The sequence below is a fragment of the Pedobacter antarcticus genome (assembly GCF_900112985.1).
Taxonomy (GTDB): Bacteria; Bacteroidota; Bacteroidia; order Sphingobacteriales; family Sphingobacteriaceae; genus Pedobacter; species Pedobacter antarcticus.
Genome location: NZ_FONS01000001.1, coordinates 865847 through 882485, shown reverse-complemented (window position 1 = coordinate 882485; position 16639 = coordinate 865847). Strand labels below are relative to the sequence as shown.

General features: G+C 40.8%; 18 protein-coding genes. 9 read left to right on the top strand and 9 right to left on the bottom strand.

Annotated elements, in window-relative coordinates; genetic code table 11:
- Positions 1-43: 43 nt before the first annotated feature.
- From kdsB to trpS, 3 genes are read right to left on the bottom strand one after another with little or no spacing between them, the layout of a single operon-like run.
- Positions 44-784 (bottom strand): 3-deoxy-manno-octulosonate cytidylyltransferase, encoded by a 741-nt coding sequence (gene kdsB / locus BM192_RS03895; protein WP_037438240.1) that lies wholly within the window; start codon positions 782-784, stop codon positions 44-46.
- 48 nt (positions 785-832) lie between these two features.
- A complete protein-coding gene (locus BM192_RS03890; protein ID WP_037438239.1) occupies positions 833-1447 on the bottom strand; it encodes a deoxynucleoside kinase in 615 nt (204 codons plus the stop codon).
- A 45-nt stretch (positions 1448-1492) separates the two neighbouring features.
- Positions 1493-2491, bottom strand: a complete 999-nt coding sequence (trpS, locus tag BM192_RS03885; protein WP_037438238.1) for a tryptophan--tRNA ligase — start codon at positions 2489-2491, stop codon at positions 1493-1495.
- 219 nt (positions 2492-2710) lie between these two features.
- On the opposite strand from trpS, the gene BM192_RS03880 reads away from it, so the two are divergent.
- The 6 genes from BM192_RS03880 (at position 2711) to BM192_RS20720 (ending at position 5718) form a co-directional block, all read left to right on the top strand.
- Positions 2711-3445 (top strand): lysophospholipid acyltransferase family protein, encoded by a 735-nt coding sequence (locus tag BM192_RS03880; RefSeq protein ID WP_074963895.1) that lies wholly within the window; start codon positions 2711-2713, stop codon positions 3443-3445.
- Entirely contained in the window at positions 3442-3732 is a 291-nt protein-coding gene (gene gatC / locus BM192_RS03875; protein ID WP_037438237.1) for an Asp-tRNA(Asn)/Glu-tRNA(Gln) amidotransferase subunit GatC, read from the top strand. The genes BM192_RS03880 and gatC overlap by 4 nt, the downstream gene beginning before the upstream one ends.
- Before the next feature lie 62 nt (positions 3733-3794).
- Complete coding sequence (locus BM192_RS03870) at positions 3795-4562, top strand: ABC transporter ATP-binding protein (protein WP_170844840.1); 768 nt, start codon at positions 3795-3797, stop codon at positions 4560-4562.
- Between the two features lie 13 nt (positions 4563-4575).
- A complete protein-coding gene (locus BM192_RS03865; protein WP_037438383.1) occupies positions 4576-5124 on the top strand; it encodes a cob(I)yrinic acid a,c-diamide adenosyltransferase in 549 nt (182 codons plus the stop codon).
- An 84-nt stretch (positions 5125-5208) separates the two neighbouring features.
- Positions 5209-5430, top strand: coding sequence for a DUF2795 domain-containing protein (locus tag BM192_RS03860; protein ID WP_008240955.1), 222 nt, complete (start codon positions 5209-5211; stop codon positions 5428-5430).
- A 129-nt stretch (positions 5431-5559) separates the two neighbouring features.
- Positions 5560-5718, top strand: a complete 159-nt coding sequence (locus BM192_RS20720; RefSeq protein WP_139218398.1) for a lmo0937 family membrane protein — start codon at positions 5560-5562, stop codon at positions 5716-5718.
- 43 nt (positions 5719-5761) lie between these two features.
- Here the strand turns inward: BM192_RS20720 and BM192_RS03855 are convergent, their stop codons facing one another.
- Both BM192_RS03855 and queA read right to left on the bottom strand, forming a co-directional pair.
- Positions 5762-6445, bottom strand: coding sequence for a 2-C-methyl-D-erythritol 4-phosphate cytidylyltransferase (locus BM192_RS03855; RefSeq protein WP_037438235.1), 684 nt, complete (start codon positions 6443-6445; stop codon positions 5762-5764).
- Between the two features lie 112 nt (positions 6446-6557).
- Positions 6558-7607 carry a tRNA preQ1(34) S-adenosylmethionine ribosyltransferase-isomerase QueA gene (gene queA, locus BM192_RS03850; protein ID WP_037438234.1) on the bottom strand — a complete coding sequence of 350 codons (1050 nt, stop codon included), beginning with the start codon at positions 7605-7607 and terminating at the stop codon, positions 6558-6560.
- A 242-nt stretch (positions 7608-7849) separates the two neighbouring features.
- Between queA and BM192_RS03845 the strand changes: the two genes are divergently transcribed.
- Positions 7850-9094 carry an ABC transporter permease gene (locus BM192_RS03845; protein ID WP_170844839.1) on the top strand — a complete coding sequence of 415 codons (1245 nt, stop codon included), beginning with the start codon at positions 7850-7852 and terminating at the stop codon, positions 9092-9094.
- A 103-nt stretch (positions 9095-9197) separates the two neighbouring features.
- On the opposite strand, the gene BM192_RS03840 is transcribed toward BM192_RS03845, so the two are convergent.
- Positions 9198-10391, bottom strand: coding sequence for a pyridoxal phosphate-dependent aminotransferase (locus BM192_RS03840; protein WP_170844838.1), 1194 nt, complete (start codon positions 10389-10391; stop codon positions 9198-9200).
- Positions 10392-10557: 166 nt separating this feature from the next.
- On the opposite strand from BM192_RS03840, the gene BM192_RS03835 reads away from it, so the two are divergent.
- Together BM192_RS03835 and BM192_RS03830 are read left to right on the top strand one after the other, a co-directional pair.
- Positions 10558-11481, top strand: coding sequence for a cation diffusion facilitator family transporter (locus BM192_RS03835; RefSeq protein WP_234797508.1), 924 nt, complete (start codon positions 10558-10560; stop codon positions 11479-11481).
- Positions 11478-11927: an NUDIX domain-containing protein gene (locus tag BM192_RS03830; RefSeq protein ID WP_037440419.1), complete on the top strand. Its 450-nt coding sequence runs from the start codon at positions 11478-11480 to the stop codon at positions 11925-11927. The genes BM192_RS03835 and BM192_RS03830 overlap by 4 nt, the downstream gene beginning before the upstream one ends.
- Here BM192_RS03830 and pdeM read toward each other — a convergent pair whose 3' ends face one another.
- From pdeM to BM192_RS03815, 3 genes are read right to left on the bottom strand one after another with little or no spacing between them, the layout of a single operon-like run.
- Positions 11928-12563 (bottom strand): ligase-associated DNA damage response endonuclease PdeM, encoded by a 636-nt coding sequence (gene pdeM / locus BM192_RS03825; protein ID WP_037440417.1) that lies wholly within the window; start codon positions 12561-12563, stop codon positions 11928-11930.
- A gap of 2 nt (positions 12564-12565) precedes the next feature.
- Entirely contained in the window at positions 12566-15049 is a 2484-nt protein-coding gene (locus BM192_RS03820) for a ligase-associated DNA damage response DEXH box helicase (protein ID WP_037440415.1), read from the bottom strand.
- Positions 15046-16638, bottom strand: a complete 1593-nt coding sequence (locus tag BM192_RS03815) for an ATP-dependent DNA ligase (RefSeq protein ID WP_037440413.1) — start codon at positions 16636-16638, stop codon at positions 15046-15048. Before BM192_RS03815 ends, BM192_RS03820 begins: the two co-directional genes overlap by 4 nt.
- Position 16639 lies beyond the last annotated feature (1 nt).

Genomic DNA, 16639 nt, shown 5'->3' with positions numbered 1-16639 from the left:
AGGATTTAAAGTAATATAGGTAATTAATTATCCTTTGAAATAATTATCCCTCGAAATGTCTAATCTTATCAAGATCCTGCGGTGTATCGATGGCAATAGTTTCCAGTTCTGTAATACGTGTGTGTATTTGATAACCATTTTCCAGCCAGCGCAGTTGCTCAAGGCTTTCGGCAAGTTCCAATGGAGAGGGAGGTAATCTGGTGATCTCAGCTAATGCACGGCGTGTGTAGCCATAGATTCCGATATGTTTAAAATATTGATGGTTTGCCGCCCAATCGGAAAGTTCATGAGCACGTTGAAAAGGTATGGGGTGCCGGCTAAAGTACAGTGCCTCGCCATTTGCATTAAGCACTACCTTTGGAATATTGTGGTTGAAAAGCTCACTCTCATCACTGATCTTTTTAACAAGGGTAGCGAGTTGTACGCCAGGGTTGTCCCTGAAGCATGACGCTAAAAGTTCAATTTGTCTTGGATTTATATAAGGTTCGTCACCCTGTATATTAATGATTACATCATATTCATCAAAATTGGATGCGACCTCGGCACAGCGGTCTGTTCCGCTCTGGTGATCAGACCGGGTACGTATATACGGCGCATTAAAACTTTGAAGTTCCGTAATGATCCGGTCATCATCTGTGGCGACAATTACTTTGTCAAGAAGGCTGGCTTTGCTAGCCTGTTCATAAACTCTGCGAATCATGGATTTCCCATTAATATCCACCAGAGGTTTGCCCGGAAAACGGGTTGACGCGTATCTTGCAGGAATGATCCCTAATATTTTCATTGGTATTGATTGTGTTAGTACTTTACCATTCTGCGTTATTGTTTTTCCTTAGAAAAGCCCGTTGATTTCGGCTTCGATGGACTGAATAACTTGCCCAAGGTCTTCCGGATTGCTGGTGAAATCAAGTTTGTCTTTATCAAGGATTAATAATTTACCGAGTTGATAACCTTTAATCCATTCTTCATATTTTTCATTCAGTTTAGATAAATAATCTAAACGGATACTTGCTTCGTAATCTCTTCCCCGGCGCTGAATATTATTTACCAGTGTTGGAACTGAAGCACGTAGATAGACAAGCAGGTCTGGAGGTTTGATAAAAGTGGTGACGTTATCGAAGATATCTCTGTAATTTTTGTAGTCCCTTGAAGTCATGAGTCCCATTTCGTGCAGGTTTTCTGCAAAAATATGTGCATCCTCGTAAATGGTTCTGTCCTGAATTACGTTGCGCTGATTGGTTTGAATATCTACAAGCTGCTGAAAACGATTGTTCAGAAAGTAGATCTGAAGATTAAAGCTCCATCGTTTCATGTCACTATAAAAATCTTCCAGGTAAGGATTGTTATCTACTGCTTCGTAAAGGGCTTCCCAGCCATAATTTTTTGCAAGTAACCCGGTAAGGGTCGTTTTTCCGGCTCCGATATTGCCAACGATTGCTATATGCATATCTCTATTCTAATGCTTGTAAATAAATAAGTTTCGTGGACAGTACTAGAAAGGCTTAAAGCCGATCAGTTCTCTCACATCTTTTAGGGTCTGTCTCGCGCTGATCCTGGCTTTTTCTGCACCACGCTGCGCTACCTGACGGAGATAATCAGTGTCAGCTGAAATCTCCAGAATCCTTTCACGAATAGGGGAGTTGAAGACGATCATATCTTCTGCCAGTTGTTTTTTGAAATCTCCGTAACGGATTCCGCATTTATTGTATAGTTCGTCAAAATGTGCAAGCGTATCAGCCGAAGAAACGATTTTCATCAGATCAAATAAATTCTGAATAGCTTCAGGTTTAGGCTGGTTTTCCTCAGTAGGGCCGCCGTCGGATACTGCTTTTGCTACTTTTTTTCTGATTACTTCTGGAGAATCTGCCAGGTAAATACAATTGGCATCTCCTTCAGATTTACCCATTTTACCTTTGCCGTCAAGTCCGGGAACTTTAACCAGGTTCTCGCTGTAGCTAAAAGCAAATGGCTCTGGAAAATAATCTGCGTTATATAAACGGTTAAAACGGTTTCCAAATGTTCTTGTCATCTCCAGGTGTTGTTCCTGATCTTTTCCTACCGGAACTTTAGTAGCTCTATGAATCAGGATATCGGCGGCCATCAATGATGGATAGGTAAGCAGACCTGCATTAACATTATCAGGATTTGAGCGGACCTTATCTTTAAAAGAAGTACTTCTTTCCAATTCACCCATATAGGCGTTCATATTCAAATAAAGGTATAGTTCAGTTACTTCAGGGACATCCGACTGAACATATATTGTTGCTACTTCCGGATCTATTCCGCATGCCAGATATTCAACCAATACATTTTTTACATAACCGTTTAAATCTGTTGGTGTAGGATGTGTCGTGAGTGAGTGCAGATCTGCAATGAAAAAGAAGCAGTTATATTCATGCTGCATTTTCACAAAATTGGTTACTGCGCCAAAATAGTTGCCCAGATGTAATTTTCCTGTAGGTCTGATACCACTTAATACGATTTCTTTCATGTGCTTCAATTAGATTGCGGTAATTTGATACAAATGGAACGATTATCCATTGGGGCAAATCTCCTGGGCCGAAATTAAGAAAAAACCCTTATCTGATGTTCTATTATATTTCTTTTTGTGAATCCGGTGGTAATATTATAGAATGATATTGTGGGTCAGGGCAAGAATATCCAATTGTTTACGATAAGCTATTAATGTATTTTTTGTACGTTTGAATTTATGATTTTGCTGTTACGCCACCTGCACCGCTTTTATGTAATCGTTGTAATCCTGTTTTTTTTTGTACTCTTTTATCCCTTCTATTGGCTTGCATCGCGAAAGCCTTCCGGTTACTTCTTCTTAAATCATCTAAGAACTGCCAATAGCTGGTGCAGTAGTGTGTTTTCCGGTATTTATTTCCGTTTTCATTATGAAAGCCCCCTTCAGAACGATCAGGCTTACGTATTCGCTGCCAACCACTCCTCGAACTTGGATATTATGTTGTTTTGCCAGCTGGCAAAAGGGGCTTATAGTTTCCTTGGAAAGGTAGAGCTATTGAAGAATCCAGTATTAAAGTTGTTTTTTCAAACGATTGATATCCCATTGGACAGGGCGAGTAAAATGTCGGCGTTCCGCGCGTTCAAACGGGCGGGGGAGCAACTAAATGCGGGAAGAAGTCTAATTATTTTTCCTGAAGGCGGTATTTCGGGAGCTAATTATCCACCAACTCTGGAGCCGTTTAAAAATGGGCCATTTCGTATGGCTATAGAAACCGGAACACCTATTGTTGCAGTGAGTATCAGCGATGCCTGGAAACTCATGTGGGATGATGGTGCAAAGTACGGAACAAGACCTGGAATCTGTGATATTTATGTACATTCACCCATTGTTACGGAAAATATGTCGGCTGATGATGCCGAAAAGCTGAAAGAACGTATTTTTGAATTGATAAAGCATAAAATTGTGCAGAAATGAATATAGACCAGAAAACAATATATAAAGTGGCTGATCTTGCCAGAATTGAAATCAATGCCGATGAAGTAGAAACTCTTCAGGCGGATATGAATAAAATTCTGACCTTCATGGAGAAACTTAATGAGTTGGATACGAGTAATGTAGAGCCTCTTGTTTATATGAACCCGGAAGTAAATGTGTGGCGTGCCGATGAAGTCTTTCATGATATAAGTGTAGAAAATGCCTTAAAGAATGCGGCGGTTCATAATGAAAACTACTTTATGGTTCCTAAAATTCTGGAGAAATAAGCCGCTGTTGTAACATTAATAGAATAAGCTTGTCTAAATGTGATAACAATAAATAATACCTGATGGAGAACCCGCTAATTAATATTAAAGATATCGGTCGTAAATATGTAATCGGATCCGAAGTGATTCATGCATTAAAATCAGTTTCACTGGATATTTTCAAAGGCGAATTTGTAGCATTAATGGGACCATCCGGATCGGGTAAATCTACATTGATGAACATTCTGGGGTGTTTAGATACTCCAAGTAAAGGTGATTATATCCTGAATGGAACGAATGTTAGCCAAATGACTGATGATGCTTTGGCTGAGGTTAGAAACAAAGAGATTGGGTTTGTTTTTCAGACATTTAATCTTCTGCCCAGATCTACATCCCTTGACAATGTAGCTTTGCCTTTAATTTATGCAGGTGCTTCTAAGAAAGAACGTGATGAGCGTGCGCAGAAAGCTCTTGAAAATGTGGGTTTGGGAAACCGGGTTACACATAAGCCAAACGAACTTTCCGGAGGCCAGCGTCAGCGTGTAGCTGTGGCGAGAGCTTTGATCAATAATCCCTCTATTATTCTGGCCGATGAGCCGACAGGAAATCTGGACACTAAAACTTCCATTGAGATAATGGGGCTGTTGGAAGAAATTCACAGTAAAGGCAATACGATCATCCTGGTTACGCACGAAGAAGATATTGCGCAGCATGCACATAGAATTGTAAGAATGCGGGATGGTCTTATAGAAAATGATTATAAAAATACCGATATTAAAACTGTTTCACCACGGTTGAGTAAACTAAACGAGACCGGTGATGATTTTGAACAAATCGGAAAACAGTTATAGAAATATCTACGGAATGAAAATTTATACCAAAACAGGAGACAAGGGGGAAACTTCATTGATCGGTGGTACCAGAGTTCCGAAATATCATTTGCGAATTGAATGTTACGGGACGGTGGATGAATTAAATTCATATATCGGATTGATTCAGTGTCAGCGGATCGGTTCTCATTCAAAAGAGATACTGAAAGAAATACAGGACCGTTTATTTACCATCGGTGCGGCGTTGGCTGCAGATCCGGAGAAATCAAGAATGAAAATTCCAGACCTTCAACAGGAGGATATCGCGTTGCTTGAACAAGAGATGGACAACATGAATGAAGAGCTCCCGGCATTGAAACATTTTGTACTTCCTGGTGGGAGTACTGTGGTATCATGGTGTCATATCGCAAGATGTGTTTGCCGCAGGGCCGAGAGACTGACTGTCCAGCTGAGTACAGAAAGTGAGGTTGTACCCAGAGTGGCTATTTACCTGAACAGACTAAGTGATTATCTGTTCGTTCTGGGCAGAAAGATCGCACAGGACACGCAGACCGCTGAAAGTATCTGGATACCAAGGGTCTAGAAAGTGGAAAAAAAAGTTTGTTTTCGTCAGCTTTTTTAATATACTTTTGCAAAACTAAATAAGAACAATAAAATAGTAAATAATATGTATTGGACACTAGAATTAGCATCGCATTTGGAGGACGCTCCATGGCCTGCAACAAAAGACGAATTGATAGATTACGGCATCAGATCAGGTGCACCGGTAGAAGTTATTGAAAACCTGCAGGCTTTAGAAGATGATGGTGAACCGTATGAAACTATTGAAGAAATCTGGCCAGATTATCCAACTAAAGATGATTTCTTCTTCAACGAAGACGAATATTAAATGAAACATAGTTGAAAGTCCCCTCATACGGGACTTTTTTTTTGTTTTTGGAACGAAGATTGTTTTGAGAATTGTCAAGAGAGTGTCTGCTTTCTAATTATTCAAACACAATTTAAAAATCTACAAACTATGGGAAATTTACTTTATTTGGTCGCGGTGGTATTAGTTATACTATGGGTAATCGGAGTCTTTTTTAATGGCTTCGGGAATGTCGGCGGTCTGATTCACGTTTTACTGGTCATCGCAATTATAGCAATTATCCTTAAGGTGATTAACAAGGCCGCCTGATCTGAATAATTCTGAAATTATTATATAGTCACAGCCGCTGATCTTAATCAGCGGTTTTTTTTGTTTGCAGAAACCAGTCTGCAAGCTGCAGATCCTCTGTATAAGTTATTTTTATATTGGTTCTTTCTCCAGGAACTAAATGAATAGGATACCCTGCTTTTTCGACCACAGAAGCATCATCGGTAAAATCGATACGGTAAGGTTGTAGATATGCTTTTTTTAACTGTTTTAAATGAAAAGCCTGCGGTGTCTGGACAAGAAATATCTCATTTCTGTTTAATGGGGTTGCATGCTGACCCTCGATCTGGATTCTAACTGAATCTACGGCCTGTACAGCCGTTATTGCATTCCCATCGACTTCTGCTGCCTTAAAGATAGTTTCGATTAGCTCCGGGCTTATTAATGGACGTACAGCATCATGAATTGCGACTACTCCGTCTCCTTTAATCTTTTTCAGTCCATTTTTAACCGAATCAAATCTTTCTGCACCGCCCTTAACCAACTGGTGAGTAATTCTGAAGTTATGTTTACTACAGAGTTCTTCCCAGAATTCATGCTGATGTATATTCAGCACTAAAATGATTTCAGGCTTTAATGCGCATTTGGCGAACGCTTCCAAAGTATGCATCAGCACTGGTTTACCCTGTAGTTCCAGAAATTGTTTGGGGACCGTTTGATTCATTCGGCTTCCTTTTCCTCCTGCAACTATAATCGCAATATATTTCATCTGAGTTTGTAAGTTTCTGTTGACTCGTAGCAGCCCTAAATTTATAGAAAAATGGGTAAAAAAAATAGGAGCAACCCTTGGGTCCTCCTATTTCATATCTCTTAGGCAATTATTAGATAATTAACATTGCATCACCGTAACTATAGAAACGGTATTTTTCTTTTAAAGCTACTTCGTAAGCATTTCTTACATAGTCGTAACCACCAAATGCACTTACCATCATCAATAAAGTAGATTCAGGTGTATGGAAATTGGTAATCATCGAATTTGCGATACTAAAGTCATAAGGAGGGAAGATGAACTTGCTTGTCCAGTCGTTAGCTGGCTTAAGCATTTTACCTGAAGAAACCGCTGATTCTATTGCACGCATGGAAGTGGTACCTACTGCACAAATTTTTCTTTTTTCCTCCAGTGCTTTGTTAACGATGTTTGCTTGTTTTTCTTCAATGATAAACTGCTCTGAATCCATTTTGTGTTTAGTCAGATCTTCTACTTCTACAGAACGGAAAGTACCCAGTCCTACGTGTAAAGTCACTTCTGCAAAATTAATACCTTTCAGTTCCAGACGTTTCATTAGCTCACGGCTAAAGTGCATACCCGCAGTAGGTGCTGCAACAGCTCCTTCATGTTTAGCAAAAATAGTCTGGTAACGTTCCTTATCCTGTGCAGTTGCTTTACGCTTAATATATTTAGGGAGTGGTGTTTCACCAAGTATTTCGATGTTTTTTCTAAATTCTTCGTCTGTCCCATCAAATAGGAAACGGATAGTACGGCCACGTGAAGTAGTATTATCTACAACTTCTGCCACTAAAAGATCATCATCACCAAAATACAACTTATTACCTACGCGAATTTTTCGAGCCGGATCTACCAGCACGTCCCAAAGGCGAAGTTCTTTATTCAGTTCACGTAGCAGGAACACTTCAATAGTAGCACCAGTTTTCTCCTTATTTCCGTACAGACGTGCAGGAAAAACTTTAGTGTTATTCAGGATCATGACATCCTGATCATCGAAATATTCCAAAATATCTTTAAATATTTTATGTTCAATTTTGCCAGTGTCTTTATGCAAAACCATTAAACGGGCTTCGTCCCTTTGTTCTGAAGGATTATTGGCAACTAATGATTCAGGCAGATTAAACTTAAATTGAGATAACTTCATGTTTTAAAATAAAATAATTAAGGCCGCAAAATTACGTAATTTAATGCTTATTAATAAATATATCTTTATTCCGGTATTTTTATATTTAATTTACCCATTGTTTTCGTCCGGTAAATTGATTTTAAGCAGATATTAAACGTTTTCACAGGAAGATTGTGTGCAATGGTCAGTAAAAATATTTATAAAAAAAAACTTAGCGTTAGCTGTAACCTTTTACCCGCTTTTCCATCTAATCATCAATTATGATCATATTCAGACTTATAGGAGAGAGCTTCAGGTTTGCTGCCGATGCGCTGATACAAAATAAACTGCGTACAATGTTATCCTTGCTGGGTATAACGATCGGTATATTTACCATTATAGCTGTTTTCTCGGGCGTGGACACACTGCGGAACAAACTGCAGGAGAGCGTCGATAAGCTGGGCTCAAATACACTATTTGTTCAGAAATGGCCCTGGGGTGGATTTGGGGATTACCCCTGGTGGAAATATATGAACAGACCAGAACCAACTCTTCGTGATTATCAGGCACTAAAAGGTCGTTTGGAACATGCTGATGGAATTTCTTATGAAGTATCCAGCAGAAACAGAGTGATTAAATACAGAAGTAGTTCCGTAGAGGGTGCGACATTAAATGCCGCCACTCATGACTATCATATTACCTGGACCCTGGATTTTCAGGAGGGCAGGTATTTTACGGATAATGAGAGCCGGTCGGGTAGTCCTGTCGCTATTCTCGGTGCGGAGATAGCGAACGGACTTTTCGGCGGATCATCCGCGATGGGAAAGCAAATCAAAGTTATGGGACGAAGACTTACAGTAGTTGGTGTCTTTAAAAAAGAAGGGGAAGATATGCTGGGGATGTCTCAGGATAATAACGTATTGATTCCATTAAACTTTGCAAAGGGCTTATTTGATATACAGAATAGCAACTATGATCCGACAATCACTGTAAGGGGTAAGTCTTATATAGCTTTGGAAGAGGTCGAAAGTGAGTTGCAGGGAGCTATGCGCTCTATTCATAGAATCAGACCCGGTGTGGAAGATGATTTTTCATTGAATAAAACGACTATGATTTCTAACCAGCTGGATATTATGTTTAAGATGGTGCGTATTGCTGGATGGGTGATCGGCGGATTTTCAATCTTGGTTGGTGGATTCGGTATTGCCAACATTATGTTCGTATCTGTTAAAGAACGGACTAATATTATTGGTATTCAGAAATCACTTGGGGCAAAAAATTACTTTATTCTGCTACAATTCATGTTCGAGGCGGTTGCTCTGTGTCTGATGGGAGGTTTGCTCGGATTATTACTGGTATACAGTCTAACCCTTGTAGTAACTTATGGCTTTGGAATTAAAGTAGTACTTGACTCGGCCAATATCATTATGGGAATTTCGATTTCCGTGGTCATAGGTGTTATTTCAGGGTTCTGGCCTGCTTATTCAGCATCCAGACTTGATCCAGTTGAGGCTATCCGCTCTTAAGCCTTAACATGAATGCGGCTGGTTGTTAGTGCTCATTCTTAAAAGCATAAAAAAACTCAGTACGGAATGACCCGTACTGAGTTTTTTTATGGATAAGATTTACTTAGCTGATTTTAGCCAGGGCATCTTTAATTCTTGACACCGCTTGAACCAATTGGTCTTCTGCAGCAGCATACGAAATTCTGATACAGTCCGCATTTCCGAAAGCTTCGCCGGTAACAGTGCTAACATGCGCTTCGTTTAGTAAATAAAGACAAAGATCATCGGCTGTGTTTATCACAGATCCGTTTACACTTTTACCGAAGAAAGATTTTACTTCCGGGAAGAAGTAAAATGCGCCATCCGGTAGGTTCACTTCAACACCCGGAACTTCCTTTAGAAGGCCGTAAACCAGGTCTCTGCGTTTTTTGAATTCATTCTTCATTTCAGTTACGCTGTCCAGATTACCTTCATATGCAGCTAATGCGGCACGTTGAGCAATGGAAGAAGTTCCAGAAGTGATTTGTCCTTGTAGTTTATCGCAGGCAGCAGCGATTTCTTTATTAGCTGCCATATAACCAACTCTCCAGCCAGTCATTGCATAAGCCTTAGAGAAACCGTTAATGATAATTACGCGGTCTTTAATTGCAGGGAATGATGCGATTGAAGCATGTTTGTCTACAAAATTGATATGTTCATAGATTTCATCGGAGATGATATAAATCTGTGGATGTTTTTCAAATACTGCTGCCAGTGCGGCTAGTTCTTCATGTGAATAGACCGACCCTGTAGGATTACAAGGAGACGAGAACATAAACAATTTAGTCTTTGGCGTTATAGCCGCCTCCAGTTGTGCTGCGGTGATTTTAAACTCCGTTTCAACTGTAGCGTGGATAAAAACTGTCTCGCCTTCTGCCAGTTTAATCATTTCTGAATAAGAAACCCAGTATGGCGTAGGTACAATTACTTCTTCTCCCGGATTAACCAGGCACATTACAGCATTAGCCAGAGATTGCTTGGCACCTGTAGAAACCACGATCTGATCAAAGGTATAGTCCAGATCATTTTCGTTCTTTAGCTTAGTGGTAATCGCTTTACGCAGTTCCGGGTAGCCAGATACGGGCGTATAATAAGAGTAATTTTCGTCGATAGCTTTTTTAGCAGCTTCTTTGACGGAATCGGGAGTGAAAAAGTCTGGTTCCCCGAAGCTCAGATTAATTACATCAATACCTTTAGCTGTAAGTTCTCTTCCCAGCTTTGCCATTTTAATGGTCTGTGATTCTGAAAGGTTATTGATTCTTTGAGATAAAAATGTCATGATTAGTTGATAAGATAACAAATATAAAATCTGCGGGCGTTAAAAGCTAAAAAAATACGTTTTTAGTAGATATTCATCAGGAAAACGTATTTTTGAGCCCTAAATTCATCTAGTGAGTCCTAAAAAGAAAGCTATACTCGTTTCCCTTTTAATCAGTGTTGTACTGATGCTGGCAAAATTCGGGGCTTATTTTCTAACAGGGTCTAACGCGATTCTGACAGATGCAGCAGAAAGTATAGTTAACGTAATAGCCAGTAGCTTTGCCTTTTATAGCATTTATCTCGCAACTATCCCTAAAGATGAAAACCACCCTTACGGTCATGGAAAGGTAGAATTCTTTTCTGCATTTGTAGAGGGAGTGCTCATCGGTCTGGCCGGATTGATCATTTTGGTGAAATCGGGATATGACCTGGCTTTTCCGCGGGAGATTAAGCAGTTATTAGATGGTGCGGTTATTATAGGTGCAACAGGCCTGATTAATCTGCTTGTTGGATATTATTTGATTAATACCGGGAAAAAACATTCTTCATTAACATTAGAGGCCGACGGTAAACATTTATTAACCGATGCGGTGACCAGTGGAGGTTTGGTTGCAGGCATTATTCTTATTCAGCTAACGCAAATTTTCTGGCTTGACAGTGCAATATCTATTGTACTTGGCCTGTATATTTTATATAATGGATATAAGCTAACCAGAAGATCTATCGGTGGCCTGATGGATGAGAGTAATATAGACCTGGTTAATTCCATTGTCGTCCTTTTACAGCAAAACAGGCAGGATGCTTGGATTGATGTTCATAATTTAAGAGCCCAGCAATACGGAGCCGATCTCCATATTGACTGCCATGTTACACTTCCTTATTATTATGACCTGAATCAGGTCCATCAGGAAATTTCGGCCATAGATCATATGATTAATGGAAGCGGCGAACGTGAAACCGAGCTGTTTATACATGCCGACCCATGCCTGCCGGAATGCTGTAATTACTGTAAAATGAAAAATTGCCCTGTTCGTCAGGAACCCTTCCGGGCAGAAATTCCCTGGAATTCAGATAATGTCACTAAAAATAAAAAGCACTTTAGTCAATGAGTTATTTTAATGTAAGAGTTTACGGTTTACTGATTAATCAGGCTAACCAGATTTTGGTTAGCGATGAACTGTCAGGAGGCAGAAGTTTCAGTAAGTTCCCTGGTGGGGGACTGGAATATGGAGAAGGCCTGATTGATGCGCTCAAGCGTGAATTCATGGAAGAGTGTAATGCTGAAATTGAGGTGATCAGTCATTTTTATACGACTGATTTCTATGAGAAATCGTCTTTTAATGATAGCCAGATCCTAAGTATCTATTACCTGGTCAAAGAGAAAAATCCTTTGGAATTAACTTATAAAACGAAAGTCTTTGATTTCGATCCGGATTGTGTACAGTCGTTTCGCTGGATTAGCCTATCTGAATTGAAAACTACCGATGTAACCTTCAAGACAGATCAGACCGTTGTTCAGATGCTGCTTTCTTTGATTGCTCAATCGGCAGATTAATCAAACCTGAAGAACCCGGTCACTCGCTATAGCATAATAGGTGCCGCCATTTACGGCTGGGATCCTGCTCAATCCCGTAAACTTACTGAAAGCAGGAAGTATTGCGGTGTGGTCGCCAAAGTAAAAGCAAGGCAAATGTATGCGCTGTCTGGACCTCCCATACAGCGTTACACCCGGATGAATATGGCCGGAGATATTGTAATATTCATCCTGTCGCTTTGGGGGCTCATGGATAAAGCGATACGGAAAGCATAAATATTCTTTTTCGTAAACCTCAATATCCATCGCTATATAGTCTTCTGGAGTGAGCAGGTCATGATTACCTTTAATCAGTTTGAGATTGAGGCTCGGGTATTTTTTACGCCATTCCTGGAATAGAGCGACTTCAGTATTCAACTCAAAATGGACCAGATCGCCAGTAATAAGCAGTATATCCGGGATAATATTTTCAATAAGGTCACTTAATCTTTCTAAATCATCCGTTGCAATTGTAGCAGGAACCGGAATTCCGGATTTTCTGAAATGGGCGGCCTTGCCAGTATGAAGATCGCTGATGATCAGCATTTTTTTTCGGGGCCAGTAAATTGCCCTTTCAGGCATCAGTGTGATTTGTTCGTCTCGGCAATTAATAATCATGCTTATTTCTTTCTCTTTCCTTTTTGTGATTTTTTCTCCGCTTCGGCTGTCATACGCAGTATGCGTTCCCCTAATTCTTCAGTGCTCATCTGTTCACGCAGACTGTCAACTTTGATTGGAAAACAAAGGGGGGTATAGCTCTCAGCATAAACTACCACTATCTTACTCAATTGAATTCTGTGCAAAGCTGCGGCCAACCTTGGTTCCTCTATCTGCTGATAAAAAGCTTCGTCATAAGCTTGACGCAATAATAAGTTATGTTTGTCATAATCACTGAAAACGTTGAAAAATAGTGCCGCTGAAGACTGCAGGTGTTTGTTAGCTACATATTTACCAGGGTATCCCTGAAATACAAGTCCAGAAATACAGGCGATATCCCTGAATTTTCTGCGTGCCATTTCCGTCGCATTAATACTGGCTACGATGTCTTCACCGAGGTTTTCCGGAGTAAAAAGAGATTTCATTTCGTCTTCGCTGACCGGAATAGGTTTTTCACTCAGTAATTCAAAGCCGTAATCATTCATTGCGATAGAGAAACTGATCGGTTTGATTCTTCCCAGTCTATATGCAATAAGGGCAGCCATGATTTCGTGCACCTGCCTGCCCTCAAAAGGATAGGCGAAAAGATGATAACCGTCTCTGGTCTGAATCATTTCAATAAGAAATTCATCCGCAGAAGGTACATGTGAAACTTTAGCCTGCCTTTCAAATAATGGCTTCATCAGCGCCATTTCCTCGTCCTGAGGATTTTTATCCAAAGCCTGGTTATACTTGAAACGGAGAACTGCGCCCAGGTTGGCACTTAAAGACATTCGCCCACCGAGCCAGCTGGGCGACAGGGCGGTCTTCAATTTGCTTATCCGGACCATTACCATCATTTCCTTAACCATAATAAACTCCAGTACACGACCGGCAAGGGTAAAGCTGCTGCCTGGTTTAATTTTAGCAATAAAAGATTCTTCTACCATACCGATAAACCCACCTGTCAGGAACTTCACCTTGAGCATTGCATCGCTTACAATAGTGCCGATGTGGAGCCGGTGCCGCATGGCAATCTGGCGGCTCTTTACTTTATAAAGACCATCTTCTTTTTCTACTTTACTAAATTCGGTATAGGCTGTAAGACTGTCTCCTCCTGTTGTAATGAATTGCATGAGCCATTCCCACTCTGAGGGTTCCATTTCCGAAAAAGCATGGGTGCTTTTTACCTGCTGATATAAAGCCTCTTTTTCAAATCCATCGCCGACAGCCAATGTTACCATATATTGAATTAAAGTGTCGAAAGCCATTACAACAGGCTCTCTGCTCTCCACCTGATTGTGTTTTGCCGCCTCTTTAATAGCAGCAGCTTCTACCAGTTCAAGCGCATGAGTAGGCAGAAAATAAATTCTCGAAGTTTCGAAAGGAGAGTGTCCGCTACGTCCGGCCCTTTGCAGGAACCGCGCAACTCCTTTGGGAGATCCGATCTGTACAACCGTGTCGACTGGCTTAAAATCTACACCGAGATCCAGAGAAGATGTACTGATTACTGCTTTGAGCGCTCCTGTGTGGATAGCATCTTCAATCCAGTTCCGCAATTCAAAATCTATGGATCCATGATGGATAGCCAATTGTCCCGCTAACCCTTCATCTAATTTTAACAAATTCTGGTACCATAATTCAGCCTGTCCCCTGGTATTACAGAAAATAAGTGTTGTTTTGCTCTTCGCAATGATAGGCAGCAGTTTATGTGCTAGTTTATGGCCCAGATGCCCGGCCCAGGGTAACATATCGATATGGTCCGGCAGAATACTTCTGATTTCAATTTTTTTCTGGATATCAGCAATAACAATGGTCTTCAATAACTCGGGGTAAGGAACCAAGACCTGCAGTGCCTGTTCCATATTACCAATTGTAGCAGAGATTCCCCAAATGCGCAAGAGTCTTTCCGGATGACGGCTGGTAACCAGTGCTTTTATTCTGGAAATAGCCAGTTCGGCCATCACACCTCTTTTACTGCCCATTAGTTCATGCCACTCGTCAGCAACAATACATTTGAGCTCATTGAAATAACCGGACGTGTTTTTTTGTGCCAGTAAAATATGCATGCTTTCGGGAGTAATAATCAATACTTCCGGCATTTGCTTTTTCTGCTTAAGTTTTTCACTTGAAGAGGTATCTCCATTTCTGACACCGACATGCCAGTCGAGCCCTAACTCGAGGCAGGCAGCCGTCATCGCTCTGGCCAGATCTTTAGCAAGAGAACGTAAAGGTGTTATCCAAAGCAATCGCGTACCATATTTGCCGCCGGGTTCATTTAATTCGTCAATTACAACAGCCAGGAAGACCGAAAATGTTTTTCCGAAACCCGTTGGTGCATTGACCAGCCCGCTATAACCCTCTGCATAGTATTGCCAGGTCTCAGATTGAAAATCAAATGGCTTTTTACGCTGACTGCGCAACCATTTCATCACCTGTTTATACCCTTTACTTTTTTCCAGTATCATAAAGTAGACGTATAAAGTTGACGGAGGTCTTCCAGGGTATTGATCTCTGCAGCGATTTTATCTTTCCTCCAGCGTGCTATTCGTGGGAATCTCAGGGCAAGCCCGGCTTTATGCCTTTTGCTGATAGCAATTCCCTCGAATGCGATTTCAAAGACAAGCTCGGGTTTAACCGTTCGTACCGGTCCGAATTTCTCGATTGCATTTTTTCTTACAAAGGAATCTACTTCTTTTATTTCTTTATCGGTTAATCCAGAATAAGCTTTGGCAATAGTGATTAACTGTTCTCCGTCACGGATGGCAAAAGTATAATCTGTAAAGTGATTGGCACGGCGTCCGCTGCCTTTTTGGGCATATATCATAACCGTATCTATAGTATAAGGATTAATCTTCCATTTCCACCAATCACCTTTCTTTCGTCCGCTATGATAGGCTGAAGTCAGTTTTTTAAGCATTATTCCTTCACTGTTCATAGCGCGCGATTCTTGCCTGATCTCTGCCAGTTCTGTCCAGCTTTCATAAGTAATCACTGGAGATAGGACTGCTATGTCTTTGGTTTTGAGCTGCATGGTTATCTCTTCCAATAATGCCCTGCGTTCACTTAAAGGCTGCTCCCTTACGTCCTTCGCCTTGTATTCCAGTAAGTCATACATGAAAAAGCCTACTGGAATTTCATTTAACTGATTTTTGCTGATTGTTTTTCTATTCAGTCTTTGCTGAAGTATACTAAAGGGTTGTACTTTACCATCTTTCACAGAGAGAATTTCACCGTCCAGCACAGTACCATCCGGAAGTTCATCCATCAAAAAACTGAGTTCCGGAAACTGGGCTGTAACCAGTTCTTCTCCTCTGGACCAGATAAAAAGCTCTCCGTTTCTTTTAACAATCTGCCCGCGAATACCATCCCATTTCCATTCTGCCTGCCACTCCTGCGGTTGTCCCAAGTTATCTGCTTCTGCCTCCAGTGCATAAGCCAGGCAGAAGGGATAGGGCCAGGAGCTATCTGTATTAACATGTACACCTTCAATCAGTTCCGTATATGTTATCTCCGATGGATCCCATTTTCCCATGATACTGTGCATAATTTTACTGCTATCGGTATCACTTTGTTTAGCCAGCGCATTGACCAGCATTTTAGAAGATATGCCGATCCTGAAGTTTCCGGAAATCAGCTTATTGAATATAAATCGTTCTTTAGTATTCAGCTGGTCCCATGCATCCAGGATAAATGTTTTTTTTTCTTCATCAGTTTGCCCGTTTAACTGCGCAAGTTCTGTAATCCATTGATTTAAAGGTTTATCCGTCTGTTTCGAGGCAGGGGGGAGAATTAAGGCGATCGTTTCGCTCAAGTCTCCAACACTGTGATAACTCTCGGCAAACAGCCAGTCGGGTATCTGACTCAGCTGGGTAGCCCATTCACGTATTAGTGCTGTAGATACCGGTCGCCTTGGTTTTTTACCTGTAAAAAGAGCAATGACATAAGGTTTGTCCTTATCATTGGCGGTACTGAAGTATCCAACTAAAGCCGCAAGCTTGTCATTGGTCTTATTGCTGTTTTCCAGCTCATGTATGAGTTGTGCGAATCTTTTCAAT